Origin of the sequence: Winogradskyella sp. SM1960 (assembly GCF_020179375.1) — a bacterium.
GTDB lineage: Bacteria > Bacteroidota > Bacteroidia > Flavobacteriales > Flavobacteriaceae > Winogradskyella > Winogradskyella marina.
In genome coordinates, this window is the sequence record NZ_JAICBG010000001.1 from 737,117 (window position 1) to 763,590 (window position 26,474).

Genomic DNA, 26,474 nt, shown 5'->3' on the forward strand with positions numbered 1-26,474 from the left:
GGTTTAGGTTGTAAATGGAATATTAATTTCTACTTGTGTTCCAGATGGTTGGTCATCTTCAAACAAATCTGTAATGGTAACACCGACTTGCTTTTGTTTACCATAATTAAATAATGCCAATCGGTCTTGTGTGGCTTTTGTAGCGAAGGATTTATGCTTTTTGTTTTTTCGGGCTTTAAACGCTTCTGCCTTATCTCTTCCAACACCATTATCTATAATGACGCATTTAACTGTTTTTGTTTTGTCATTAATAATAAAATCAATCTTCAAAATACGGTCTGTTTTACGATGTAATAAACCATGCTTTAGTGCATTTTCTACATAAGGCTGAATGAGCATTGTTGGAATATAAACCTCTCCATTGGTTAAACTACCAGAACTATTAATAGCATACTCTAATTTATCTTCGAAACGTAATTTCTCTAATTCTAAATACATTTCTAAACAATCAATTTCTTCTTGAAGGGTAATGCGTCCTTTGGTGCTATGGTTTAGGTATGTTCTTATTAAATCTGCAAATTTACCCAAGTATATACTTGCTAATATTTTTTGATTCAACACAATATATTCTTGAATAGAATTAAGCGCATTAAATATAAAATGCGGATTCATTTGAGACCGTAAATTTTCCAATTTTAAATTAATCAACTCATTGTCTAAGGACAGTTGCTTTATTTCAATTTGTCGTTGTTGTTCCTTCTGTTTTATTTTTCTTCGGTAAAACACAACTGTTGAACCCAATACCAAAATTGACAAGCCTGAAATAAACCACCATGTTTTCCAAAATGGTCTTTTAATTGAAAATTTAAGTGCTTTTATCGTGTTATCACTACTTTCAAAATCAAGTACAGGTTTTACCTGAAAGGTATAATTTCCGGCAGGCAAGCTATTGTATTTAACGGAATTAATTCCTGTTTCTGTTGAAACCCAATCGGTATTTAATCCTAATAAGCGATAGGTATATGTTCCCTTCTGATTAAATTGAAACCCATTCACATTAAATTCAATGTTAATTGTATTTTGATCGTAATCCAGATCATAATTTGACTTTAAGTCTGTAGGTTCTTCATTAATTTCTAATTGACTAAAATAGACGTTATGTTGTATTGGTGCTTTAAATACTAGCTTTTTATCAATTCTAAACAATCCTAAATTAGAAGAAAACACAACCGTATTATCTAAAATTTCTATACCAGAAATATCATACGACACGATACCATCTCTTTTCGTTAAGGTTTTTATTTTTTTGGTTTCTACATCTAATAATTGAATCCCTTTATCTGTAGCTATCCATAATGTATGGTCATCCGCTTTAATGTTTTCGATACGGTTAGATACTAAACCATTATCAGTTGAAAAATGAGACACCACTTTATCATGCGCTATACCATAAATTCCATCTTTAAATGTGGCAGCCCAAATCATTCCATTAGTCGTTTTGGTTAGCGTTGTAGCAAAAATAGATTGATCATTATTCCTAATATGATTTGGTATCCAATCACTATCATAAATTACTAAATCGTCTACAAAACCAATATAAGTACTTTGGTATTCTGGATCATAAAATGAGGTAAACGTCCTTTTATTTGAAGAAATATCCTCACCTTCTTTATTAAAATTCTCACTATCTAATAAACGTACATTGGCATAGTTTACAAATAATAGGTTTTCATTATTTATAATAGACAAACTCTTTGCTGCTCGAAAATTACTAAAGGCAGCAACTTGTTTTGTGTTGTTATCTAACAAAAAACCACCATCATCTTTGCTAATAAAAGTCCACTGTTCTTTTGCATGGTATTTTATGGCTGAAACTCGCGCTGTTGATGGCAAATCTATAATATCTTCTGTATGATTTATTATATCATAGAAACCAACATCGCCACTCTTAGTACCAAAAAACAAGGTGTTATCATCTATCTTTTCTAGACCACTTATATTACGATTACTTTCCGAAATATTTAATCGTTCAATATGAATATTAGGAATAACAAACACACCATTATTCAGCGTCGTAAACCAAAAATTATCATCTTTATCTTTTATAATTTTGGTAATGTGATAAGGTTCTAAAAATTGCTTTTCTAATTTGAATATGTCATTTTTATACGAATACACTAAAACACCATTAGTTGTAGCGACCCATAACTGTCCATTATTTTCAAAACACGAGAGATACCGCTGATCGGAAAGCACCTCGAAATCATGGATTTCAGTGTATTGATTCTTATTTAAATCGAGCTTAAAAAAACGATTTTTTTCGTTATGTTCCCTTCTCAAAAATAACGTAGCCCCTAACTTAAAAAGCTTTGATTTTTCACTAACATTAAAGTTGCCGTTCTTTTTAGGCTTTGGTAATTCGATCTTAAAAAGATTTTCTTTTTTATAACCTTTGCTTAGTTTACATAAATTATCAAACGCCCCAAAAAGAATGTCATTATTATACTCGAAAGGCATACCAAAAACGAAATCCGTTTCATATGCTGTGGTGACTTTCTTACTCAATAAATTGACATAATAAATCCTATATTTGGTAAAAACTATTAGATTTTCTGCTGTAACTACAAAATTTGAAAGCTCTCCATTAAGTTCTTTTCCGAGATCAATAAACGTAATAAGTTGGTCATTCTCTACATAGAAGAATTGTCCGGAAATATTATTACACCAAATACGCCCTAATTGGTCTTCTACAGGTTCAAAAACAGATAAGCCTCTTTTTTCTCGATTGCTGTAGTTTTTAAATACTTTTCCATCATATCTAAAAAGTCCTTTATCTGCAGCTAACCAAATAAACCCATTACGGTCTTCGATAATATTATAGAACTCTTTGTCTGGTAAGCCATCTTTTTCAGTGAGCTGCACAGACACGGGCTCTTGTGCTTGCGTATAACCTAAGCACAATTGAAATAATATAAAAAAGAGAATTTTCTTCAGCATCATAATATTGCAGATAAAACTACAATAAAATACAAACTGAAAGCCTATTAGCTTTTAAAAGTGGGTTTTTAACTGCTGAATGGCGGTTTTTCTAGTCCGGAAAGTCATTTAACGACACCGTTTCAAGCGCATTCTTATCATTCTCAAAAATGATAAACGCTTTTAATTCTGAATGTCTGTATAAAAATTCTGTTACGTTTTCAATTCCCATAGCTTGAAACGCCGTGGCATACGCATCTGCCGTCATACAATCTTCTGCGAGAACAGAAACACTTAGTATATTGGTTTTACTAGGGTAACCTGTTTTTGTATCTATGATATGCGCATAACGATTCCCTTTTTCATCAACTTTAAATTTACGATAGGTTCCAGAGGTTGCCATCGCTTCATCTTGAAGCGGAATCACTTTAGAATAGGATTGTTCGCCTTCAAAATTGGGATCATCGATGCCCACTTTCCAAGGCGATTGTTTTTCAAGATTAATTCCTCTAGCACGAATCTCTCCTCCTATTTCAACTAAATAATCGGTAACACCTTTTGCTTCAAGAAACTCACCAAGGACATCTACACCATAGCCTTTGGCTATGGCATTAAAATCTAAAAACGAAGGACTGCTCTTTATAAGCTTACCATTTTTAAGCCCCATTCTATTAAAACCAACAGACTTCATTAAACTATCAATGGCTGTACTATCAACGTTAGTTATTTTGCCTTCTGGTCCAAAATCCCAAGCGTTAACGACAGCTCCTATTGTGGGATCAAAAGCACCTTCGGTCATTCTATAAATGAGTTTTGCATTTTCAAAAACACGTGTAAAATGCTTGTCCACCATCACCTCTTCTCCTTTATTTAGTCTTGAAATCGTTGACTCAGGCATATAAGTTGACATGGATTCGTTAACGACATTAAAAAGACTATCAAATTGTTCTTTATAGTTTATGTCATCTTCAGAATGGTACTGAGCGCTATACGAGGTTCCAAAAACTGGACCTGATAATTTGATGTTTTTTGGTTCTTGTTGACAAGAAAAAACCAGTAATAAAAGGCTAAATGAAAGTAAAATTTTATTCATATTAAAAACTAAAATCTTGGTGTTTTATTAATAAGAGTCCTGCTTTTGCAGGAATTGGTTAATTCAAATTCATTTCTATGACTTGAATGCCGTTATATTCAATAAGGTATTCTTCGTTTAAATAAATGGGCAAATCTTCACCATCTGGATTTCCTAATCCAACACCAGCATAAAGGACTTTAGCATCTTTTTCAAAAGCGTGTTTTTTGAAGGTTTCCATCCAAACCACATCATAATTATTAGGATTATCTGGTAAAATTACAGCTCTTACTACAACAAAATAATACTGACTATTTTTATCAATACACACAAATTGAGGATGACGTTTTAGCTTAGAATTGATAGCTACGAACTCAAAACCACGAGCTTCAAGGTCTTTACCAACATGGTTCATGGCGAGATTATGTACTTCTTGTGGTGTTAATGGCTTACTCATACTACAAAAATACAAACTTGTTACTTAAACCGAACAAACTTTGCACTACTAAACGTATAATTAGACACCGAAATTACAGCATCATCTTTAAGTTGATACCAAGGAGAAATAGTAGCATCTTCAAGATTCTTCACTAAATGAACTGATTGCGCAGGTGTATTACCTTGAAATAAGAGGTATAACTTATCTCCATTTTCGTTTATGATTTCATCACAAATCATAACAATATGTCCTGGACTTCCTCCTTTAATCAACATATCACCCAATTTCAAATCTTTGGCTTTTACAGATTCAAGTTCATTATAAAGTGATAAAGTTCCCGAATACATGTAGATTAAATTCAAGTAGTTATAGAAATTTTCTTTTGAAGTATTTGCGCTTGCCGTTTTATGAAACGTTACTTTATTACCATTAATTTTTGGTCTAAAACCTTCGGCGTATTTGGTCCAAGAGCAGTAGTGACCTGAAGTAAAGTTAAAACCTATTTCATCTTTTCTGTTGTTATCCCAGAGGTATTCACTTCGAACTCTAATCAATGCATCTGCACATTGTTGCAAACCATTTTTAGGTACAGGTATTTCTAAAACACCAATATGGCCTCCTTGCCAGAAATATTCTGAATCATCGTAATTAATGACTTTGCTTCCATAAGGTTTTAATTTATAATGTCTAAGATACTCTTGAAAGCTTCCTTCAGGATAAACCACACGTTTATAACCTTCAGGAACATTCACTCGAGTTAAAATAGATAAGCTATCTTTATTAACAAGACTTGGTGTTTCAATACTAGATGTAACAATAGTAACTGCTTTTTTTATAGGCTGAAATTGAAATGCCAGCACTCCCACCGATACTAATATTAAACCGATAAGTAAAACCTTTTTCATACTACATAGAACGTTATACTTATTAGATTTGTTATACAACAAAATTAACTTTATAAATTTATATCAAATATGAAACTAAAACTCGCTCATTTCAATCTATGTTTAGGAATCATCATATTGCTTATTGGTTGCAAAAAAAACAAGCCTTTACCAGACCCATTAGAAGCGGGTTGGAAAGGTGATGCAGTCTGCGAGGTTTTAGAAGACAACGACGAACTACGTGTTCTTAAATGCACTTTTGAGCCTGGTGTTGGCCATGAGAAACACTACCACAATCCACATGTGGGCTATACCTTAGTTGGAGGTAAATTTAGAATTACAGATCAGGCAGGTACGCGCGATGTAGATGTGCCAACGGGTTATGTTTTTAGCAAAGATTCCGTAACTTCACATGACGTATTAAATATTGGCAAGACTACAAGCGTATATTTGATTATGGAGTATAAATAGTGAAAAAAATTACTGAGTACAATCAACTTTAGCGCATTACCTGATATAAATCACCTATAATTTAAAGATTAAATCTTATATTTATTAAGCCGTAATCAATACAACTAAATGTTTTGAATACTAATAAAACTAACATATCGCATAATAAAAAGGAATCTTACCTGTTCGATTTCATTCAAGAACATGCTTCTATAGGCACGTGGGAATATGACCCAAATCTACATACGGTTAATTGGAGTTCTCAAACAAAAAAACTTCATGGAGTTTCTCAAGATTATGAACCCACTGTTGAACAGGGACTTAATTTTTACAAAACTGGAGATAGTTTAAATCTAATTTCTAAAGCATTTACTGATTGTATTGAAAAGCACAAAGCGTATGATGTCGAAGTCCAAATTGTTACCGCAACAGGAAAAGATAAATGGGTTAGAGTTATTGGAACACCTATAGTTGAAAATAATGAGTGCATAAAAGTACAAGGGCTTTTTCAAGATATTGATGAAAAGACAAGGACTGCTAGAGCATTAGCTTATAAAGAACAACTTCTCCGTAAAACGTTTGAAACAGCATTAGTGGGTATGGCTATTTTAGATTTAAATGGCACCTGGATAGACGTTAATCAAAGTCTTTGTGATATGCTTGGTTATAGTAAAAAAGAACTAAAACAATTAACATTTCAAGATATTACCCATCCCAAAGATGTGGAACAAGGACGTCAGGCTATGAAAGAATTGCTTAACGGAGACATCGATAATTTTCAGACCGAAAAAAGCTATATTCACAAAAAGGGCAAGGTTATTCCAGCGCTTTTATCGACGACAATTATAAAACATAGAAATGAGAAACCGTCTCATTTTGTAGCTCAAATTAGTGACTTATCTGAAATTGAGAAAAAGAGCAAAAAGGTATCTAAATTATTAGCTACAACTGAAAACCAAAATAAACGCTTGTTAAATTTTGCGCATATCGTATCACATAATTTAAGGTCACATTATGGTAACTTAGATATGTTACTAGATATCGTAAAAATGGATTTGCCTGAAACTACTGAGAATGAAATTTTCCCACTCATAGAACTTGCTGTAGACCAACTAGGCGAAACTGTAGGTCATTTAAATGAAGTCGCAACCATTAACATTCAAAAGGATTTAAAAACAGAACCGATTAATGTATTAGATAGTTTAAATAAAGCGCTCTCAAATATATCCGCACTTATTCTACAATCTAAAACCAAAATAAGTATTCATATAGATCCACAACTTTATATAGAAGGTGTTCCGGCATATGTAGATAGTATTGTTTTAAACTTTTTAACGAATGCTATTAAATATAAAAAGCCAAACGAACCAGCGAAGATTGACATCAACTTCGACATGGAGAATGATTTTGTTATTCTAAAAATAAAAGATTATGGCCAAGGTATCGATTTAAATAAATATGGTGAGAGTCTTTTTGGCATGTATAAAACTTTTCATAAGCACAAAGATGCACGCGGTATAGGATTGTTTATAACAAAAAATCAAATTGAAGCTATTGGTGGAAAAATTGAAGTAAAAAGTCAAGTTAATGAAGGCACTACATTTTATATCCATTTAAAAAAACACATCTCAGATTGATGTCGCCTGCAGTACTAATGATAATCTTAGTGTTATAATTCATTTCTTACTTTTAAAAAATCAGCTGCTAACTACTAATAGTTTAAAACAGATATCTTCTAACTTACTTAAATACTTTTTATAAGCATTCAATTAATCATGAAGATTGAAATAAGAATTAAGCATGACATCATTAGCGTCCCACAAGTACTGTTCTAATTCATAGTGTTTACTACATCGTATTTCTAAACGCCTTTACTCTAATAAAAAAAGCCAATACTCTAATAAAGTATTGGCTTTTTTAATATGAATTAATTCTAGACTTATCGGATATTATCCTCCAAAGTCATCAAATCTAATATGCTCATCTGGGATTCCGAAATCTTCACCCATTTTCTGAACCGCTTGGTTCATTAATGGTGGTCCACAGAAATACAATTCAATATCTTCTGGTGCTTCATGATGATTTAAATAGTTATCTATAACACAGTTGTGAATAAATCCTACGAAACCATCTCCTGGTGCATCGATATTTTCTTTTACTTTCCAGTTATCTTCTTCCATTGGTTCAGATAATGCTAAGTAAAATTTAAAGTTAGGGAAATCTCTTTCTAACGCTTCAAAATGCTCTAAATAGAACAACTCACGTTTAGAACGACCACCATACCAATACGTTACTTTACGACCCGTTTTCAAGGTTTTGAATAAGTGATATAAGTGCGAACGCATTGGTGCCATACCTGCACCACCACCAACGTAAAGCATTTCAGATTCTGACTCGTTGATAAAGAATTCACCATAAGGGCCAGAAATAATTACTTTATCACCTGGTTTTTGGTTAAATATATAAGACGATGCAATACCAGGATTAACATCCATCCATCCATTTTTATTACGATCCCATGGTGGCGTCGCAATACGTACATTTAACATAATCTCACGTCCTTCTGCAGGGTAAGATGCCATAGAGTAAGCTCTTTCTACAGTTTCTGTATTTTTCATTACTAATGGCCACAGATTAAACTTGTCCCATTCAGCTTGAAACTTATCTGGTGTTTCGTGCTCTTCAGGATGTGCTGTAATATCCATGTCTTCAAACTTCACTTCACATTCTGGAATTTCTATCTGAATGTAACCACCAGCTTTATAGCCCATATCTTCAGGAATTTCAACTACAAATTCCTTAATAAATGACGCTACATTATAGTTACGTACAACCGTTGCTTCCCATTTCTTAATTCCGAAAACTTCTTCAGGAATGGTAATTTCCATATCCTGCTTTACTTTTACTTGGCAAGATAAACGTGCACCTTCAGCTAATTCTTTTCTACTAAAATGTGGTGTTTCTGTTGGTAAAGCTTCACCTCCACCTTCTAATACATGACACTCACACTGAATACATGTACCACCACCACCACATGCAGATGGTAAGAATATTTTTTCAGCTCCTAAGGTATTTAATAACGTTCCTCCAGATCCAACTTCTATTTCACGTTCACCATTAATAGTGATTTTAACTGGTCCTGATGGAGACAATTTTTGCTTCACTACAAGTAAAAGCGATACCAATAATAAAGTAACTACTAAAAACGCGACAACTGTAGCGATGACCGTTCCTATTGTGCTTGCTGCTAATACCATATTCCTTATTAATTTTTATCCGTATCGTTAATTGTTTTAATAACAAGACTAGATGCCTCGTCTTTTTCATCAGCAATAGCAGTCACCATGCCAACAGTGTTTTCTTCAGTTTCCTCTGTAGCTTCTTCTTCGCCTCCAGTAAGCATACCTCCAAAACTCATAAAACCAATAGCCATTAAACCTGTTATGATAAAGGTAATTCCTAAACCTCTTAAAGCTGGTGGCACATTGCTATATCTAATTTTCTCTCTAATTGCTGCGATAGCTACAATCGCTAAAAACCATCCAATTCCTGATCCTATACCATAATTTAGTGCTAAACCTAAAGTTTCAATCTCTCTTGACTGCATAAATAATGAGCCCCCTAAAATCGCACAGTTCACAGCAATTAACGGTAAAAATATACCTAATGAATTGTATAATGATGGTGAAAATTTCTCAACAATAATTTCTACTAATTGTACCATCGTAGCAATGGTTGCAATAAACATAATAAAAGACAAGAAACTTAAATCGTAATCGGCAAATTCTGGACCTAACCAAGTTAAGGCACCTTCTTGTAATAAATACTGATCTAACAACCAGTTTAAAGGTACTGTTATTGCGAGTACAAATATAACAGCGGCTCCTAATCCTACAGCCGTAGATACTTTTTTAGATACTGCTAAGTATGAACACATACCTAAGAAGTATGCAAATACCATGTTATCTACAAATATCGATTTAAAAAATAATTCTATATGTTCCATTTTCTATAAGTCTTCAGTTCTCAGTGCGCAGTTTTCAGTACAAGCATAAACCGCCTACTGATTACTGTTTTACTGCCAACTCGTTTAGTCTTCTATTAATTCTTTATTTCTACTACGTTGTACCCAAATAATAATACCTACCACTATTAATGCCATTGGAGGTAATACCATAAATCCATTGTTTTCGTAGCCTATAGCGTATAATCCTGTTTTCTCAACTGAATCTCCAAGGACTTTGAAACCGAACAATGTTCCTGATCCTAATAACTCTCTAAAGAACCCAACTATAATAAGAATAACACCATAACCTAAAGCGTTACCAATACCATCTAAAAAGGATCTCCATGTACCGTTAGCTAAAGCAAAAGCTTCAAAACGTCCCATGATGATACAGTTGGTAATAATTAAGCCAATAAACACCGATAGTTCTTTACTTAAGCTATACGCATAAGCTTTGAGCACTTGATCCACTATAATAACTAAAGTTGCAACAACAACAAGTTGTACAATAATTCTAATCTTTGAAGGAATGATATTTCGCATTAACGAAATAACCACGTTTCCAACGCCCATAACAAACATTACAGAAATGGCCATTACTATTGATGGCTTTAACTGCGCTGTAATAGCTAAAGCAGAACAGATACCTAATACCTGAATGGTAATAGGGTTGTTGTCCGCTAAGGGGTCCATTATAAGTTTACTATCTTTTTTTGATAAAAGTCCCATACATTTTTATTTTAATGTCTTGAAATAAGGCACGTACATTTTTAAATCTTTCTTAATCATCGCGGTTATACCATCACCAGTAATCGTTGCACCAGCAATTGCATCAACGGCATTATCCGTTTTTCTTTCGTTTTTAGGATCAGCATTACCTTTAGCTACAGTAATACCTTTAAAAGCACCCGACTCATCAAATAAGCTTTCTCCTTCAAAATCGTCCATAAAATAACGTTGTTTAATTTCTGCTCCCAAACCAGGTGTTTCACCTGCATGATCAAAAAACACGCCTTGAACAGTCATAGATTTATCTACTGCAACAAATCCCCAAATGGCATCCCATAATCCTTTTCCTCTAATTGGAATAACATAGATAGGTTCTCCGTCTTTTTCACCTTCAAACAATGGTAATTTTCGTTTGTAGTTAGGGTCTTTAGCTTTAGCCTCTTCTTTTTTAATATCTATTAAATAGGCTTCTGAGTTTTCTGAAGCTTCTGTACCTTCAATTACATATTGCTTTGTAATAGTACTCTCAAATTTATCTTCTACTTCATCGGTAGAAATAAAAGCAACATCACTTGTACCTTCATTGGCATTAATACCCATGGCGTACAATATATTTTGTTGTTTTTCAAAACGTTTATTAGCATCCACTAAAGGTTTTAATCCTGAAGCAAGTCCTGCAAGTATCGAGCCTACAACCACTACCATCACGATAGAAAAAATAACGGTGTAACTATTTTTATCTGTATCGATTGCCATAACTTAAGCTGTTTTTAATTTTCCTCTTTTTAATCTTCTTTTCACATTACCTTGAACCACATAATGATCAATAGTAGGTGCAAACACATTCATTAACAATATTGCTAACATCACACCTTCTGGGTAGGCTGGATTAAATACACGAATCATAATCGATATAAACCCGATTAAGAAACCATAAATCCATTTCCCTTTATTTGTTTGTGATGCTGTTACTGGATCTGTAGCCATATAAACAATACCAAATGCCATACCTCCAATTAATAAATGATGCCAGAATTCCGTATTCATTAAGCCGTAAAAATTACTTGTTTCTGTAATCCATCCTGCTGCAACTACAAGGTTAAAAATATACCCCATAACTAATGCACCTATTACAGAACTCAACATGATTCTCCAGCTACCTATCTTAGTAAAGATTAGGAATAAACCACCTAATAATATTAATAGTGTCGATGTTTCACCAATTGACCCAGGAATAAACCCAAAAAACATATCCGCTACTGAATAGTCAATAGGATGTGATTGTGCTAATCCACCTAGTATGGTTTCTCCCGAAATGGCATCTGCATTAGATCCTGCAATTATTTCTTTAGCGCGTTCTGTAGCACCTTCAACCCAAACTTTATCACCACTCATCCAAGTAGGATAAGCAAAGAATAAGAATGCTCTAATGGTTAAGGCAGGGTTTAGAATATTCATCCCAGTTCCTCCAAAGACTTCTTTTCCGATAACAACACCGAAAGCAACAGCCACCACTAACATCCATAATGGAATATCGATTGGTACAATTAACGGCACTAACATCCCTGTTACTAAATAACCTTCTTCTACTTCGTGGCCTTTAATTACAGCGAATAGGAATTCAATTCCTAGTCCAACACCATAAGAAATAAGTAGTATAGGAAGTATCTTCCAAAACCCTAAACTAAAGTTTTGTAAGGTCCAAAATTCGCTACTAAAGAAACCGCTAGTTACAGCTTCAATTTCTCCTACAGCTAAGTAATGCTGATAACCTGCATTGAACATACCAAAAATTAAACACGGAACTAATGCCATTATAACCGTGTTCATGGTACGCTTTAAATCGTCTGCCGCCTTAATGTGTGTACCACCATGTGCAGTATCATTAGGCGTATAAAGAAACGTATGTAAGGCGTTGAAGGCAGGTGCCATCTTTGTTCCTTTATATTTTTCTCTTATGTTATGTAAGTTTTGTTTTAAACCCATTATCTATTTTTTAACCGATTTCTTCTAACATTAAATCTAAGCCTGCTCTAATAATTTGCTGATGCGGCTGTTTTGACACACATACAAATTCTGTTAAGGCAAAATCTTCTGGTGCTACTTCATACATACCTAAAGCTTCCATTTCATCTAGATCTTTATATAAGCAAGATTTTAGAATTTGCATTGGATATATATCTAATGGAAACACTTGTTCGTAATTACCTGTAAGCACAAAATTTCTATGCTCACCATTCATATTAGAACTTAAATCGTATTTCTTATTCGGTGTTAACCATGAAAACGTTAAAGCTCTTGTGTTAGAGACTTTATCAAATACTGGTTTATTCCATCCAAATAATTCGTAATCATTACCTTCTGGAATTACCGAAATAATATTACTATAATAATCTAAATATCCATCTGGTTGCACGCGTTTTCCAGACAATACGTTACCTGAAATAAAACGATCGTTCCCATCTCTTTCAACTCCGTTATCGTAAACCATAGTTGCGATTTCAGAACCAATTTTAGTTTTGAAATAACGTGGCTTTTTAACTGAAGATCCCGCTAAAGCTATAACGCGCTCTGCATTAAATCTTCCTGTTAAAAGCAACTCACCTATTATTACAAGATCTTGAGCATTTATGGTCCAAACCGTTTCACCTTTATTGATAGGATCTACTTGACTAATTAAAGTTCCAACATTCCCTGAAGGATGTGGCCCAGAAACCTTATGAATTGTTGCATTTTGCAAACCAGCTAAAGGCGAATTAGAATTTTTGCCTACTGATATATGGAAACCACCATCCGTAAATTTAGATAGCGCATCTACAGCAGCTTGTAACTCTGCTTCTTTACCAGCTAGCGTATAATCTAAATCTGCGGCTAAAGGTGCACTTGCATAACCAGACACAAAAATAGCTTTTGGCGTACTGTCTGCTTTTGCAACAACATCATAAGGACGTTGTTTTATAAAAGCCCAACAACCTGAAGCTAACAAGTGTGCTCTAGTTTTTTCTGCATCTGCATTTAAGTCAAACTTACCATGATCTACATAGGTTTGTTCCTTGTCTGCTGTTATTTTAATAGCGTCTATACGACGTCTTGGTCCACGTTGCACTTCGGTTACCTCACCAGAAACTGGCGAAACAAACTTCATTGCTTCATTATCCTTATTGTAAAACAAAGTCTCACCTGCTTTAACACGTGCCCCTTCTTTTGCTATAAGTTTTGGAATAATACTATGGAAGTCTTCGGGTCTAATAGAATAGAAATTACTAATGACAGCATTCTCTAAAGTTTGTTCGGCTTCACCGATCAACTTTATATCTAAGCCCTTTTTAATTTTGATGTCTTTTGACATATCTTTTAAAGATTAGTTATCTAAAAATCGGTGCAAATCTACAAATTAATGCTTAATTATATCTCAATTTACAGCAACTTTTTTATTTGTATTCATTATAAATAAGCTACTTGTTTTAAGGCATAGATTTTGATTATCTTTACGCAACACATATTTTAAACAATGAATAAGACCTTTTTCAACTTTTTAACACTTTTTCTATTTTCAATATCATCATTTTCTCAAGTCGCCTACGAACTAAATCCACCAGATTTTATAAAAACCGTTACGTTTAAGAGCAATACCACACAAGGACAATTACCCGTTCTTAAACTTGGCGAACCTTTAATGTTAGAGTTTGATGCTTTAACAGGAAACGAAGAAGACTTTTACTACGTTATTGAACATTTTAATTATGATTGGACCCCATCCAACTTAGTGAAGTCTGAATATCTTAAAGGCTTAGACAACCAACGTATTTTAGATTATGAAAATTCATTTAACACCTATCAAATTTATTCGCATTACAATTTAAGAATCCCAAACCAACAAACGCATGGTTTCCTAAAAAGTGGAAATTACATGATTTCTATTTATGATGACTATGACGAACTTATGTTTAGTAGAAAATTTATGGTCTATGAAGACATTGCTAACGTTGGTGTAAGCGTAAAACGTTCTAGAGACGTAAAAGTTATTGCAGAAAAACAATCCGTAGATTTGGTGATTACCACGAATGGTACCAATCTAAACAACCCATTAGAAACCATAAAAACAGTTATTATTCAGAATAACAACTTAAACACTGCAATTACCGGTTTAAAACCACAATACACATTAGGTAATGAGCTCATCTATCGCTATGATACGGAATCTGCGTTTTGGGGAGGAAACGAATATTTATATTTTGAAAATAAAGATGTTAGAGCCGCGAATGTAGGTGTTCAATATATTGAATTAGGAGATCTTTACCACAACTATTTATACACTAACATTAACCGAAAAGATAGACCGTACACGTATAATCCAGATATTAATGGGAATTTTTTAGTGACTATAATCGATAGAGATAATCCAGATATTGAAGCAGATTATGTAATGGTTCATTTTTCATTATTACAAGACGAATTAAAAACTAAGGATATTCATGTATATGGCAATTTCAATTATTTTACGATTGAACCGTTAACGCAAATGATTTATAATCCTGAAAGCAACCGTTACGAAATTACCATGCTGCTTAAACAAGGGTTTTATAACTACAAATATGTAACGGTAGATAGAGAAACCGGAGAGCTAGACGAAGGAGCCATCAGTGGAAATTTCTGGGAAACGGAAAACAACTATAAAGTCTTAGTTTATTATAAGGATTTAGGGGCGCGTTACGATAGACTTATTGGTTTTGGTGAAGCCACTTCAGAGAATATTACCAACTAGAAAATCTAAATACATATTTCCATATTAATAAAAAAAGACACTAAAAAATAACACCCACCTCTCACATTACTAATTTTATAATGTTTTTGTTAAAAAACCTAACCTCTTAACCGAATTATAGCGCTTCATTCAAAAATTATGTTATTTTAGCATAGATTAATTATATTATTACAATGGTTCAACAAGTTACAAGCGGCATAAAAATTACTGTAGAAACTAATTTTGAAGGTACATTTTATAAAAACTATAAAGTACATTTTGCTTTTGGTTATAAAGTAACTATCGAAAACCAAAGTAAAGATTCAGTTCAACTAAATTCTAGACACTGGAAAATACTTGACGCATTAAATAATGAAGAGATTATTGAAGGAGAAGGTGTTATTGGCAAAAAACCAGTTTTAAAACCTGGCGAATCGCACACATACAATTCAGGATGTCTTTTATCCTCACCTTTTGGGGCTATGCGCGGTCATTATAATATGGTTAACCTATCTAAAACTAATCAATTTAAAGTTTACATTCCATCGTTTAAATTAAGTGCGCCTTTTGCACTTAATTAAGCCTTCTATTTCTCTTACGTAATTCATTGTTTTTCAAAAACAATTGTCAACAAACTAAACTTGTTTAACACATCGTTATTTACTTAGCTTACAACCTATAAGAAGCATTATATGCTAAGAATATTTTTACAAAAACAATAGCAAAATTTCTAAGAATAATCTATAAAACAGTATTTACAATCTTCACACAACTATAACGTTTGAAATCCATATTTACTTTTAAAAAATTGTACATTTACACTTTAAAAACTCACTCTAAAAAAACAAATATATTATGGGAAAAGGATTCTTTAATGTACCTATCGCAGTTAACGAACCTGTTATGTCTTACGCACCTGGTTCCGCAGAACGAAAAGCTGTTTTAGAAGCGTACAAATCATTATTTAATTCAAAGGTTGAAGTTCCTATGTACATAAATGGAAAGGACGTAAAAACTGGAAATACCAGAACAATGTCTCCTCCACACGATCATAAACATATAGTAGGCGAATATCATTTAGCAGAAAAAGAACATGTAGAAGAGGCAATTTCTACGGCATTAGAAGCACGTAAGTCTTGGTCACAAATGCCATGGGAACAACGCGCAGGTATTTTCTTAAAAGCTGCAGAATTAATTGCGGGTCCATACAGAGCAAAAATCAACGCAGCCACGATGATAGCGCAATCGAAGAATATATATCAAGCTGAAATTGACGCGGCTTGTGAACTTATAGATTTCTTACGCTTTAATGTTCAGTTTATGTCAGACATTTACATGGAACAACCAGAAAGCACAAGTGCCGCATGGAACCGAGTAGAATATAGACCTCTTGAAGGTTTTACATACGCTGTAACTCCATTTAACTTTACAGCAATAGCCGGTAATTTACCTGCATGTATGGCTTTAATGGGTAATGTTGTCGTTTGGAAACCAAGTGATAGCCAAGTCTATTCTGCAAAAGTAATTATGGATATTTTTAAAGAAGCTGGTGTCCCTGATGGTGTTATCAATGTGGTCTTCGGAGATCCTGTAATGATTACAAATACAGTATTAGCGAGTCCTGATTTTTCTGGACTACACTTTACAGGGTCAACACACGTATTTAAAGAGTTATGGAAGCAGATTGGAAACAACATTCATAACTATAAAACGTACCCAAGAATTGTTGGAGAAACAGGTGGAAAAGATTTTATCGTCGCACATAAAACGGCAGATGCAAAACAAGTTGCAACAGCTATTGCACGTGGCGCTTTTGAATTTCAGGGTCAGAAATGTAGCGCGGCATCTAGAGCTTATATTCCTAAAGGTATTTGGGCCGATGTAAAGGCGCATTTAATTGAAGATATGGAATCTTTCAAAATGGGGTCTCCAGAAGATATGAACAACTTTATTACTGCAGTCATCCATGAAGGTTCTTTTGATAAATTAGCTAAATATATAGATGCTGCTAAAGCAGATAGCGACGCAGAAATCATTGCTGGTGGTAACTATGACAAATCTAAAGGTTATTTTATTGAGCCTACAGTCATCGTAACTACAGATCCTAAATACACAACAATGTGTACAGAGTTATTTGGCCCTGTAATTACAATATACGTGTATGACGATGAAGCCTACTCTGAAACTTTAAAACTCGTAGACGAAACAAGCGAATACGCATTAACTGGAGCTATTCTTTCTAGAGACAGATATGCTGTTGAAGAAGCTACAAAAGTGCTTCAGAATGCTGCTGGAAATTTCTATATAAACGACAAACCAACAGGTGCTGTTGTAGGTCAACAACCTTTTGGTGGCGCAAGAGCTTCTGGAACAAATGATAAAGCTGGTAGTGCTCAAAACTTAATGCGTTGGGTATCTCCAAGACTAATCAAGGAAACGTTTGTAACTCCTACAGATTATAGATATCCTTTTTTAGGATAAAACCGATAACAAATTGAAATTTAAATCCTTAGAAGTTATATACTTTTAAGGATTTTTTTTTGCTTTTAATAGAAATGACATTAAAATTGAGCAATTACTTTGGTAAACTTTGTATCTTTTCGAGATAATAATTCAAATTCTGCACTTATGAAAAAATATTACTTTACTATTTTACTATGCTTACCTTTTCTAAGTTTTGCTCAAACTTGGATAACTTCTGGAGTTACTCCAGATCTATCTGCTTATGGAGAAACTACAAACTATCCTGGTGAAGGAGAATATCAAATATTTTTAAGTCCCGATGGAATTTTAGACAAGCCCATAATTGTTGTTGACGGTTTTGATACCGGCGACTTAAGGGACATTATTGGAATTTATAGCCTTTTAGACTTTGCTGACAGTTCTGGGACTGAAAATTTAGCCGATCAATTACGAGCGCTAGATTTTGATGTTATTATTCTTAATTTCCCTGTGTATACACGTGCTGCAGATTCTGAAACTATAGATGGTGGCACTGATTTTATTGAACGTAACGCCATGCTTCTGGTAGAATTAATTACAATTATTAATACTGATAAAGCATTGAATAGCCCTGATCAAAATGTCATTATTGGCCCAAGTATGGGAGGTTTAATTTCTCGTTATGCCCTGAATTACATGGAGGCCAACTCCATGGACGCGGACACAAGACTCTTTATCTCTTTTGATGCTCCTCATCTTGGCGCCAATGTGCCTATAGGTTTACAGCACCAATTAAATTATTTAGCTAATAATCCCTTGAGTCCAGTTACAGAATTACAACCCTTTATTGATAGTTTATTAAAATCTCCCGCAGGAAGGCAATTGTTAATAGATCATTTTGAATCGCATTTATCTGGTGAGGATCTATTTACTTTTGATGATAACCTTACATTACCTGAACCACATCCATTTAGAACAACGTTTGAAGCAGATCTAAATAGTTTAACAGCAAGTGGATTCCCTGAGGACGTTCGTAACGTCGCTATTGTCAACGGAAGTGGTAACGGAAGCCCATATTTAGCAGCCGATGGAGTTACACCTGTAACTAATGGGTTTACGATTGTAGAAGCTATACTACCAATAGATTCTCCACTAGGAATAATTGATGTTGAAATTGACATAAATATGACACCAGCAGCCGGTTCATCGCAAGAAGTAAGTCGATTTTTCGCCCCACTTCTCCCGCCATTTATACCAAATATAGAAAGCACAGCTAATTCAGGCACTGTAAATTTTGATGGTGTAGACGCAGCACCAGGTGGATTATTTGACCTCTCAGAATTAACAGAGTCTTTCGGAACCGAGGGTGGTATCGGCGACACTTTTTTTGACGCTTTAGAAATTGACAAATTTAGCTATATCCCAACAGTAAGTGCACTTGCATTAGATATTACTGAACCTGCTACAGGAAATGAAATTAATTGGCATTATAATGGTGACTTCACAAGCGTCTCACCATTTGCAAACATCCATAGTCCTGATGCTAACGAGCCTCACGTTCAACTTACGGAAGCTAATGTCGCATTTGCTTTAGATGAAATATTAAATACGACACTAAGCATTTCAGAAACAGAATTACAGACCGTAAAACTAGAGCAGAACCCTGTTAAAAACGAATTAATATTGCGATCTGATTTAAATAGTAGAGCCACTATTTTAATCAGTGACTTAACTGGAAAAATTGTTCTACAATCAACTCAAGAATTAACAGGCAGAGACGTTATCTCTATAAACCTAACCAATGGACTATACCTATTACATATAACTAATGACCTTAGCACATTTACAACCCGATTTATAGTTCGAAAATAAAGCTTACATAGCCTTTTTTAAAAAAAAAGACCGTTTAAACTTATTTACACGGTCTTTTTTTAATTACAAATTATTGTTTTTAGTTTTAGTATAATGATTCCGGATGTAAATAATCGAGGTGAATATTTAACTTATCAATGTATTTCATGCCGTAACCTTCTTCCACTTTTTCTTCGGCGTAAAAGAGCGTTTCCTCATTTTCGCCCACTAAAGTCAATTGTACAATATCCGCATTTCGTTTTAGGATAATATAGGCCATCCTATTATCATATAAACCATGGGCAGATAAATAAATAACACCCGATTCTAACTTATGGTTTTTTACTACGCCACGATGTTGTTCTTTTCCGTTTTTATCATAACGAATGACTTCCCCATCAATATAATTTTTATTTAAGGAGTATTGCAATCGCTTATGATTAGAATCTATATGATATGCTACCGTTTCAACAACCTCACCATTTTTAAAGGTTGACACATTTTTACCATGAAGATCATAAGAAATGCGTTTCGTAATGAGACCATTTTTGTAAATTTCTTGAGTCGACTTACTGTTGTAACCTACTGTTAGAACTTTAGTGCCTTCAAAAGGTTTTCCGTCTCTATAAATGATGCTAGAGACTTCTTTTCCGTCTTCGTTATAATTAATGGATTTCCCCTCTAAAACATCATTCTTAAACGTACTCGTTAATTGTAATACACCAGACTGATTGTAACTATTAAAGATCCCTTCCTTTTTATCATTCACATAATGGCCTTCTTCTAAAACAACTTCAAAATTATAATTAAACTTCTTATAAGTTCCGTTACGTTTTCCATCTTTTATGGTGTACTTAACTCTTGTGGTTTTATCGTACATTTCACCATCCCAAGGTAATTTATTTTTAAAGTTAATTTCAGCTAAGACTTCACCATACGTATCATAAAACGTAGCACAGCAGTTAACATCAACGTCTTCAATTAATACAGGATCAATAACTCCGTAACCCCTCCCCACACCATAATCAAACCGTTTTAACGCTATTAAATCACCATTTTCTTCCTCTTTAATGAGCTTTATTTCATCTGAGAGATCGAAAAACTCATATAATTTACCATGTTTTTTATCGTAATCGTAAGTGCCTATTAACTCATTTTTGTCATTGTAAAACTTCCCTAATGTTTTATCATAATCCGTATATGTAATATCGCTTTGTTTAGAGCCATTACTGTAATAATTAACCTCTCTACTTTTACTATATTGATTAGCATTATAATATTCGGTGACCTTAAAATCGACCAAATTATCCTTACCTACTAATTTCGTTATAAATTTAGTCCGTTCAATAACGTTACCATCTTTGTAAGTTTCAATATTTGAAATTTCAGAATCGTAACCAATTTCGTAACGTGTACCATTTAAAGGTTTCGCATATCTATTTTTATACTGTACTTTTAAGATTCCCAAGACATCTCCGTCTTTACTATAATAAACCTCTTCTTCTTTATTCTTTTTACTAAAAAGAACATTGGTATCTGAATAATATTTTAATTCCTCTATAAGTTCTCCTTCTTTGTAAGTTGATCTTTTGTTTCCACTAATTTCTACACCAGTATATGGATAATAGTTTTTATAAACCATTCTAGACAGCTCGTTGCCTGTTTCATCATAACTAACTTGAAGCTCTTTAATATTGTCTGTATATGTTGTTAGTGATTTTATCTTACCACTATCATAGTATAGCTCTTCTTTTTCAAGTAGACCATAATTGTAGGTTCTAGAGGACAAAATTCGCCCCATGACGTCTTCCTTATAACTGTACGAAAACACAATTCTTGTACCTTTTACAGGTTTTAAATAATCATTCTCAAGCTTGTAAGTTACACTCCCTATTTCGGTCCCATCCTCAGTGAAATAGGTGTTTTTATACTCTGGTTCAGTTTGAAATTTTGTCCGAACCTGACCATTAGGGTAATAATCCTCATGCCCCAACAACCCTGTAAACGGATAATAGTTAATTTGCTTCACTCGCATAGGAGAGAAATAATAAAACACTTCAATCCCTTTACGAAATCCATTTTTCAAGGTGATAATTTCACCAATACTATCACCTTTTTTATCATAATATTTGGTACGAAAATGACCTTTCTTAAGCGTTCTTAAACTTTCGTAACGAATGCCGTTTATATCAGAATCATATACCACCTCTTTTACGGTATCATTTTTAACTTCTGTGTAAATACGATTAGACGATTGGATGGTATTCTGAGCCCCAGATTTAATAAAACCCTTTTTATAAATAGCAGTTAATTTCTTACCGTCTAAAAAGGTAATAAATGCACCGTCTATTCTATTTTTTGTGTAATTACCTTGTTGATAGAGCTGACCATCTTCATTATACCAACTTACTTTTTCTACCCAGTAATCTTTATCTTCATACTTAGACAAACCACTCATCTGTTTTTGACCAGAAATGTAATAATCTTCAATTCTGTAAAAATCACCCTCTTTTTTAACTGGTGGTCTATAAAAAGCAGCATTATCTTTTGTGGTGCCATTCCAAGATATATCATAATAAATGGTGTCTTGTTGCGCTTCCAAAGTTAAAGGTATAAAGACCGTACTTACTATAAATAAAAGTAGAATAGTTTTCGTAGAATTTAATAATATCATTACTAAAGTGTATTTAAAATAGTGTAGAATAGAAATGTTTGCCTGATTAACGTCATAAAACATTAAACTATTTCTAATGCGATGTCTCAGACTAAACATTGCATCATTTTTTCTATTGAGAAAATGTTTTAAACTAACTGAAATCTAACCACAGGTTAAACTTTGAATTTCAATGGTAAATGAATGACTTTTTTAGTTTCAAAAAATGATTCTTCAAAATAATCAGAAAGTAAGAATGCTTTAACTGTTTTATACTGTTTCAATTCTTCGGTTAAATCACCACCTTTTAAATAGAGGATACCGTTTTTGAGTTCGTTTTTTTGAGTTTTAGCAATCTTCCCTTTCACCCAAGTGGTAAATTCTGGCATCGTCGTTACAGCTCTACTCACAATAAAATCGTAGGTATCGTCAATAGCTTCTACTCTACTATGTGTAGTTTTCACATTAGGAAGTTCTATGGCTTCACAAACAGCATTAATTACTTTCAACTTTTTATTAATACTGTCTACCAAATGAAATTGACATTCTGGAAATAAAATAGCCAAAGGCACACCAGGAAATCCACCTCCTGTACCAACATCTAAAATAGAAGATTCTGGTGCAAAGTTGATCACTTTTGCAATACCCAAAGAATGTAAGACATGTCTTAAATACAACTCATCAATATCCTTTCGAGAAATGACATTAATTTTACTGTTCCAATCTTTATATAACGTTTCTAAGGCTTTAAATTGTTGGATTTGAGTTTCAGTTAAATCCGGGAAATATTTTAGAATGAGTTCCATTTTTTAAATTTTTACAAAAATACTTAAATTTAATCTTCATAAATTAACCTTAATCGATTAAGCTCGCTTTTATTTATTAACTATCTTTGCATTGTTATAATGATTTTAAATCCCTAGCGTTATAATATAAAATTAATAGTATACATGGCACAACAAACCTTATCTTTCTCGAGAACAGACTCAGCCAAGTTCTTTAGAACCCTCAACAAACGTGTAAATAATTATTTCAAAGAAAACGATATAAAACGTACAGGAAACTGGCAAATATGGGTAAAAACCATAGTGATGTTCACACTGTTTTTAACTCCGTACTTTCTCTTACTTACATTAAACATCCCAACTTGGGCACAATTATTATTAACCATAGTTATGGGAATTGGCATGGCTGGCGTTGGTATGAATGTGATGCACGATGGTAATCATGGTGCATTCTCTAATAAAGAATGGGTAAATAGGCTCATGGGAAGTAGTATTTATATCTTAGCCGGAAATGTTTATAACTGGAAAGTGCAACACAATGTTTTACATCATACCTACACTAATATTCACGGTCATGATGAAGATTTAGAAGCAGGACGAATTTTACGTTTTTCAGAACATACAAAATGGCGTAAACACCATAGGTTTCAGCATTATTATTCCATTTTATTGTATGGCTTATTAACCATTAACTGGGCAATTACGACAGATTTCCAACAAATGAGTCGCTATATGAAGCGTAAGTTATCTTATGGAAAATTCCCAAATCCAGTAGTAAACTGGAGTAAATTAGTAATCTCTAAACTGATTTATATTTCTATGTGGATTTTGTTACCGCTTCTACTTACAGACATCGCTTGGTACAAAATATTAATCGGATTTTTAATAATGCATTACGTCGCTGGTTTAATTTTAAGTGTGGTATTTCAATTAGCGCATGTTATGGATGAAGCAGAAATGCCGTTGCCAGAAAAAGATGGTACTATGAAAAACACATGGGCTATTCACCAATTAAAAACTACTGTTAATTTTGGAGCTAAAAGTAGGATTATAAACTGGTACACAGGAGGTTTAAACCACCAAGTAGAGCACCATATATTTCCACATATCTCTCATATTCATTATGATAGAATTGCAGAAATTGTAAAAGCTACTGCAAAAGAATTTAATTTACCATACAAAGAATACAAAACTACTAGAAAAGCAATCATCGCTCATTTCAAATTTTTAAAACAAATGGGAGCACGACCAGCATTGCAAGCCTAACTCTATATTTTTATATCAAATGAATCAACTTTCGGATAGAATTAATAACCTAGCCACATCAGCTACGCTTGCTATGGCAGCAAAAGCGAGAGAACTAAGAGCAGAAGGAAAAGACATTATCGGACTAAGTTTGGGAGAGCCAGATTTTAACACTCCAGATTTTATTAAAGACGCTGCAATTGAAGCCATTAATCAAAACTACAATAGTTATACTCCAGTAGATGGTTATGTAGAATTGAAAAACGCAATTATTCATAAATTCAAACGCGATAACAACCTCAACTATGCACTTCCACAAATTGTAGTTTCTACAGGTGCAAAACAAGCTTTAGCTAATATAGCGTCTGTTATGCTTAATACTGGAGACGAAGTTATTTTACCTTGTCCGTATTGGGTAAGTTACAGTGATATTGTAAAATTGAGTGATGGAGTTCCTGTTGAAGTTCAAACCTCTATTGATAACGATTTTAAAATGACAGCCGAACAACTTGAAGCTGCCATTACTCCTAAAACAAAAATGATTTGGTATAGTTCTCCTTGTAACCCAAGTGGATCTGTGTATAGCAAAGCAGAATTAAGAGCTTTGGCTGATGTGCTTAAGAAGCATCCAAATATTTATGTTGTTTCAGATGAAATTTACGAACATATTAACTTTAAAGGTGGTCACTTTAGTATGGCAGAATTTGAAGATATGTACGATAGAACTATTACAGTAAACGGTGTATCTAAAGCGTTTGCTATGACAGGTTGGAGAATTGGTTATATAGGAGCACCTGATTGGATTGCTAGAGCTTGTAACAAAATGCAAGGTCAAATTACAAGTGGCGCCAATTGTATTGCACAACGTGCGGTAATTACGGCTTTAGAAGCAGATCCTTCGAGTATAAAATATATGGTTGACGAATTTAAAGAAAGACGTCAACTCATCTTAAATTTACTAGGAGACATTGACGGCTTTAAAACCAATGAGCCAGAAGGAGCTTTTTATGTATTTCCAAATATATCGTCATACTTCGGCAAAACGATAAAAGGAAAAACTATAAATAATGCTTCAGATTTTTCTCTGTTTTTACTTGAAGAAGCGCTAGTTGCTACAGTAACTGGTGAGGCTTTTGGAAATAAAGATTGTATAAGAATTTCTTACGCAGCTTCTCAAAACGAGATTAAGGAAGCCATAAAACGAATTAAGACGGCATTAAGTTAAATACCAAGGTCGTATATTAAAAAAAGAGGCTATCTAATATGTTATAGATAGCCTCTTTTTTTTATATGTGATTGTAGTTGTTACGTACGGAATCGATTTACATTAAATACAAGCTACAACCGCAATACTCGCAAATACTAATAATTTTAAAACCATAGAAACCGTAAGGCTCGCTTTACTCAGTTTAGGTGATCTTACACGTTGCCTTATTCCAAATAAAGTCTTCTTACTTCTCTTTTTAAAATTACGTTTTACCGTTCGTTTATAGGCTGAATTCAATAAGCCACGTGTTGTAAAATGAACCTTCTTATTCACACGTTTAGCCTTAGCCGCTATTTTCTCAGTTATTTTACTTTTCATGTTAACACTATTAGTACTTACTTAAAATACAACATATTCAGTTAAAAAGTAAATAAATAAGATAAAACTTCTGATTTTAACGTTAAAAGTTTAATTATTACCGCTCAAGCGCCATCTTATTACTGCCTAAAATAAGTAGAATAGCAACCAAAGCAAGCCACCTATATCGACCACAGGTAACTCAATTACTCGCAACGGATGTGTTGGGTTTTCTATTCTTAATTTTAACCCAAATGTCCGGTTAAGCGCAGTCGAAACATACGTATAGTAAATGCATAGCTCTCGTCTGCGTTCGAACGGACAACATCAACCTATTTAACACTCTAATATTCATGTTTTATATAGTTTACTTAACTACTGTCCTCTATAACATTAATTACAATGATACTAGCCCAACTATTCCGTCTAGTGAATATAACAACACAGCCACAAGTATTAGAGATAAAATAATAGTAACTAATATAACTTTTAGCATCCTGTACTTCCGCTCTTCTTTTAAGCGTTTAGCAATGGTCTTTAACTGCTTAGTCGTTGCCTTAGGCAAATTGTATTCCGTTTTACGATTTGGATTATAACCACCTAACACATGCTTTAACCTATCGCGCTTTGAAAGCTGATTTCTATTAAAGTTAATTACATTCATGGAGTTAGAAGGCATAATTTATATGGTTTT

At 33.5% G+C, this 26,474-nt stretch carries 22 protein-coding genes; 8 read left to right on the top strand and 14 right to left on the bottom strand.

Annotation, left to right across the window (positions count from 1 at the left end; translation table 11 throughout):
* Positions 1-3: 3 nt before the first annotated feature.
* The 4 genes from K1X16_RS03365 to K1X16_RS03380 form a co-directional block, all read right to left on the bottom strand.
* Positions 4-2,940, bottom strand: coding sequence for a histidine kinase (locus K1X16_RS03365; protein ID WP_225035035.1), 2,937 nt, complete (start codon positions 2,938-2,940; stop codon positions 4-6).
* A gap of 88 nt (positions 2,941-3,028) precedes the next feature.
* Entirely contained in the window at positions 3,029-4,009 is a 981-nt protein-coding gene (locus tag K1X16_RS03370; RefSeq protein WP_225035036.1) for an FAD:protein FMN transferase, read from the bottom strand.
* Positions 4,010-4,067: 58 nt separating this feature from the next.
* Positions 4,068-4,445 (bottom strand): Na(+)-translocating NADH-quinone reductase subunit F, encoded by a 378-nt coding sequence (locus K1X16_RS03375; protein WP_195869744.1) that lies wholly within the window; start codon positions 4,443-4,445, stop codon positions 4,068-4,070.
* Between the two features lie 20 nt (positions 4,446-4,465).
* On the bottom strand, positions 4,466-5,332 hold the full coding sequence (locus tag K1X16_RS03380) for a DUF4846 domain-containing protein (protein ID WP_225035037.1): 867 nt from the start codon (positions 5,330-5,332) through the stop codon (positions 4,466-4,468).
* A gap of 69 nt (positions 5,333-5,401) precedes the next feature.
* On the opposite strand from K1X16_RS03380, the gene K1X16_RS03385 reads away from it, so the two are divergent.
* Together K1X16_RS03385 and K1X16_RS03390 are read left to right on the top strand one after the other, a co-directional pair.
* Entirely contained in the window at positions 5,402-5,782 is a 381-nt protein-coding gene (locus K1X16_RS03385) for a cupin domain-containing protein (RefSeq protein WP_195869746.1), read from the top strand.
* A gap of 113 nt (positions 5,783-5,895) precedes the next feature.
* Positions 5,896-7,398 carry a PAS domain-containing sensor histidine kinase gene (locus K1X16_RS03390; protein ID WP_225035038.1) on the top strand — a complete coding sequence of 501 codons (1,503 nt, stop codon included), beginning with the start codon at positions 5,896-5,898 and terminating at the stop codon, positions 7,396-7,398.
* 312 nt (positions 7,399-7,710) lie between these two features.
* Here K1X16_RS03390 and nqrF read toward each other — a convergent pair whose 3' ends face one another.
* The 6 genes from nqrF to K1X16_RS03420 all read right to left on the bottom strand — a co-directional run bounded on the left by nqrF (position 7,711) and on the right by K1X16_RS03420 (position 13,845).
* Positions 7,711-9,018: an NADH:ubiquinone reductase (Na(+)-transporting) subunit F gene (gene nqrF, locus K1X16_RS03395; protein WP_195869748.1), complete on the bottom strand. Its 1,308-nt coding sequence runs from the start codon at positions 9,016-9,018 to the stop codon at positions 7,711-7,713.
* 8 nt (positions 9,019-9,026) lie between these two features.
* On the bottom strand, positions 9,027-9,767 hold the full coding sequence (nqrE, locus tag K1X16_RS03400; protein ID WP_195869749.1) for an NADH:ubiquinone reductase (Na(+)-transporting) subunit E: 741 nt from the start codon (positions 9,765-9,767) through the stop codon (positions 9,027-9,029).
* Between the two features lie 84 nt (positions 9,768-9,851).
* Positions 9,852-10,496, bottom strand: coding sequence for an NADH:ubiquinone reductase (Na(+)-transporting) subunit D (locus tag K1X16_RS03405; RefSeq protein WP_179351539.1), 645 nt, complete (start codon positions 10,494-10,496; stop codon positions 9,852-9,854).
* Positions 10,497-10,502: 6 nt separating this feature from the next.
* Entirely contained in the window at positions 10,503-11,252 is a 750-nt protein-coding gene (locus tag K1X16_RS03410; protein WP_195869750.1) for a Na(+)-translocating NADH-quinone reductase subunit C, read from the bottom strand.
* Positions 11,253-11,255: 3 nt separating this feature from the next.
* The gene (locus tag K1X16_RS03415; RefSeq protein ID WP_225035039.1) at positions 11,256-12,482 is read right to left on the bottom strand and encodes an NADH:ubiquinone reductase (Na(+)-transporting) subunit B; all 1,227 of its coding nucleotides are present in this window, start codon (positions 12,480-12,482) and stop codon (positions 11,256-11,258) included.
* A gap of 10 nt (positions 12,483-12,492) precedes the next feature.
* Entirely contained in the window at positions 12,493-13,845 is a 1,353-nt protein-coding gene (locus tag K1X16_RS03420) for a Na(+)-translocating NADH-quinone reductase subunit A (RefSeq protein ID WP_195869752.1), read from the bottom strand.
* Positions 13,846-14,007: 162 nt separating this feature from the next.
* Here K1X16_RS03420 and K1X16_RS03425 point away from each other — a divergent pair, with 162 nt between their 5' ends.
* The 4 genes from K1X16_RS03425 to K1X16_RS03440 all read left to right on the top strand — a co-directional run bounded on the left by K1X16_RS03425 (position 14,008) and on the right by K1X16_RS03440 (position 19,554).
* The gene (locus K1X16_RS03425; protein ID WP_195869753.1) at positions 14,008-15,261 is read left to right on the top strand and encodes a DUF5103 domain-containing protein; all 1,254 of its coding nucleotides are present in this window, start codon (positions 14,008-14,010) and stop codon (positions 15,259-15,261) included.
* 173 nt (positions 15,262-15,434) lie between these two features.
* Positions 15,435-15,821, top strand: a complete 387-nt coding sequence (gene apaG / locus K1X16_RS03430; protein WP_195869754.1) for a Co2+/Mg2+ efflux protein ApaG — start codon at positions 15,435-15,437, stop codon at positions 15,819-15,821.
* Between the two features lie 274 nt (positions 15,822-16,095).
* A complete protein-coding gene (gene pruA, locus K1X16_RS03435; protein ID WP_225035040.1) occupies positions 16,096-17,721 on the top strand; it encodes an L-glutamate gamma-semialdehyde dehydrogenase in 1,626 nt (541 codons plus the stop codon).
* Between the two features lie 147 nt (positions 17,722-17,868).
* Positions 17,869-19,554, top strand: coding sequence for a T9SS type A sorting domain-containing protein (locus K1X16_RS03440; protein ID WP_225035041.1), 1,686 nt, complete (start codon positions 17,869-17,871; stop codon positions 19,552-19,554).
* Positions 19,555-19,639: 85 nt separating this feature from the next.
* On the opposite strand, the gene K1X16_RS03445 is transcribed toward K1X16_RS03440, so the two are convergent.
* Both K1X16_RS03445 and rsmG read right to left on the bottom strand, forming a co-directional pair.
* Positions 19,640-22,207 carry a toxin-antitoxin system YwqK family antitoxin gene (locus K1X16_RS03445; protein WP_225035042.1) on the bottom strand — a complete coding sequence of 856 codons (2,568 nt, stop codon included), beginning with the start codon at positions 22,205-22,207 and terminating at the stop codon, positions 19,640-19,642.
* A 155-nt stretch (positions 22,208-22,362) separates the two neighbouring features.
* Positions 22,363-22,992, bottom strand: coding sequence for a 16S rRNA (guanine(527)-N(7))-methyltransferase RsmG (gene rsmG / locus K1X16_RS03450; RefSeq protein WP_195869758.1), 630 nt, complete (start codon positions 22,990-22,992; stop codon positions 22,363-22,365).
* 144 nt (positions 22,993-23,136) lie between these two features.
* On the opposite strand from rsmG, the gene K1X16_RS03455 reads away from it, so the two are divergent.
* Together K1X16_RS03455 and K1X16_RS03460 are read left to right on the top strand one after the other, a co-directional pair.
* Complete coding sequence (locus tag K1X16_RS03455) at positions 23,137-24,237, top strand: fatty acid desaturase family protein (RefSeq protein ID WP_195869759.1); 1,101 nt, start codon at positions 23,137-23,139, stop codon at positions 24,235-24,237.
* A 19-nt stretch (positions 24,238-24,256) separates the two neighbouring features.
* Positions 24,257-25,441, top strand: coding sequence for a pyridoxal phosphate-dependent aminotransferase (locus K1X16_RS03460; protein WP_225035043.1), 1,185 nt, complete (start codon positions 24,257-24,259; stop codon positions 25,439-25,441).
* A 102-nt stretch (positions 25,442-25,543) separates the two neighbouring features.
* On the opposite strand, the gene K1X16_RS03465 is transcribed toward K1X16_RS03460, so the two are convergent.
* Together K1X16_RS03465 and K1X16_RS03470 are read right to left on the bottom strand one after the other, a co-directional pair.
* On the bottom strand, positions 25,544-25,801 hold the full coding sequence (locus K1X16_RS03465) for a hypothetical protein (protein WP_195869761.1): 258 nt from the start codon (positions 25,799-25,801) through the stop codon (positions 25,544-25,546).
* Between the two features lie 376 nt (positions 25,802-26,177).
* Positions 26,178-26,459, bottom strand: a complete 282-nt coding sequence (locus K1X16_RS03470) for a hypothetical protein (protein WP_225035044.1) — start codon at positions 26,457-26,459, stop codon at positions 26,178-26,180.
* Positions 26,460-26,474: the final 15 nt, after the last annotated feature.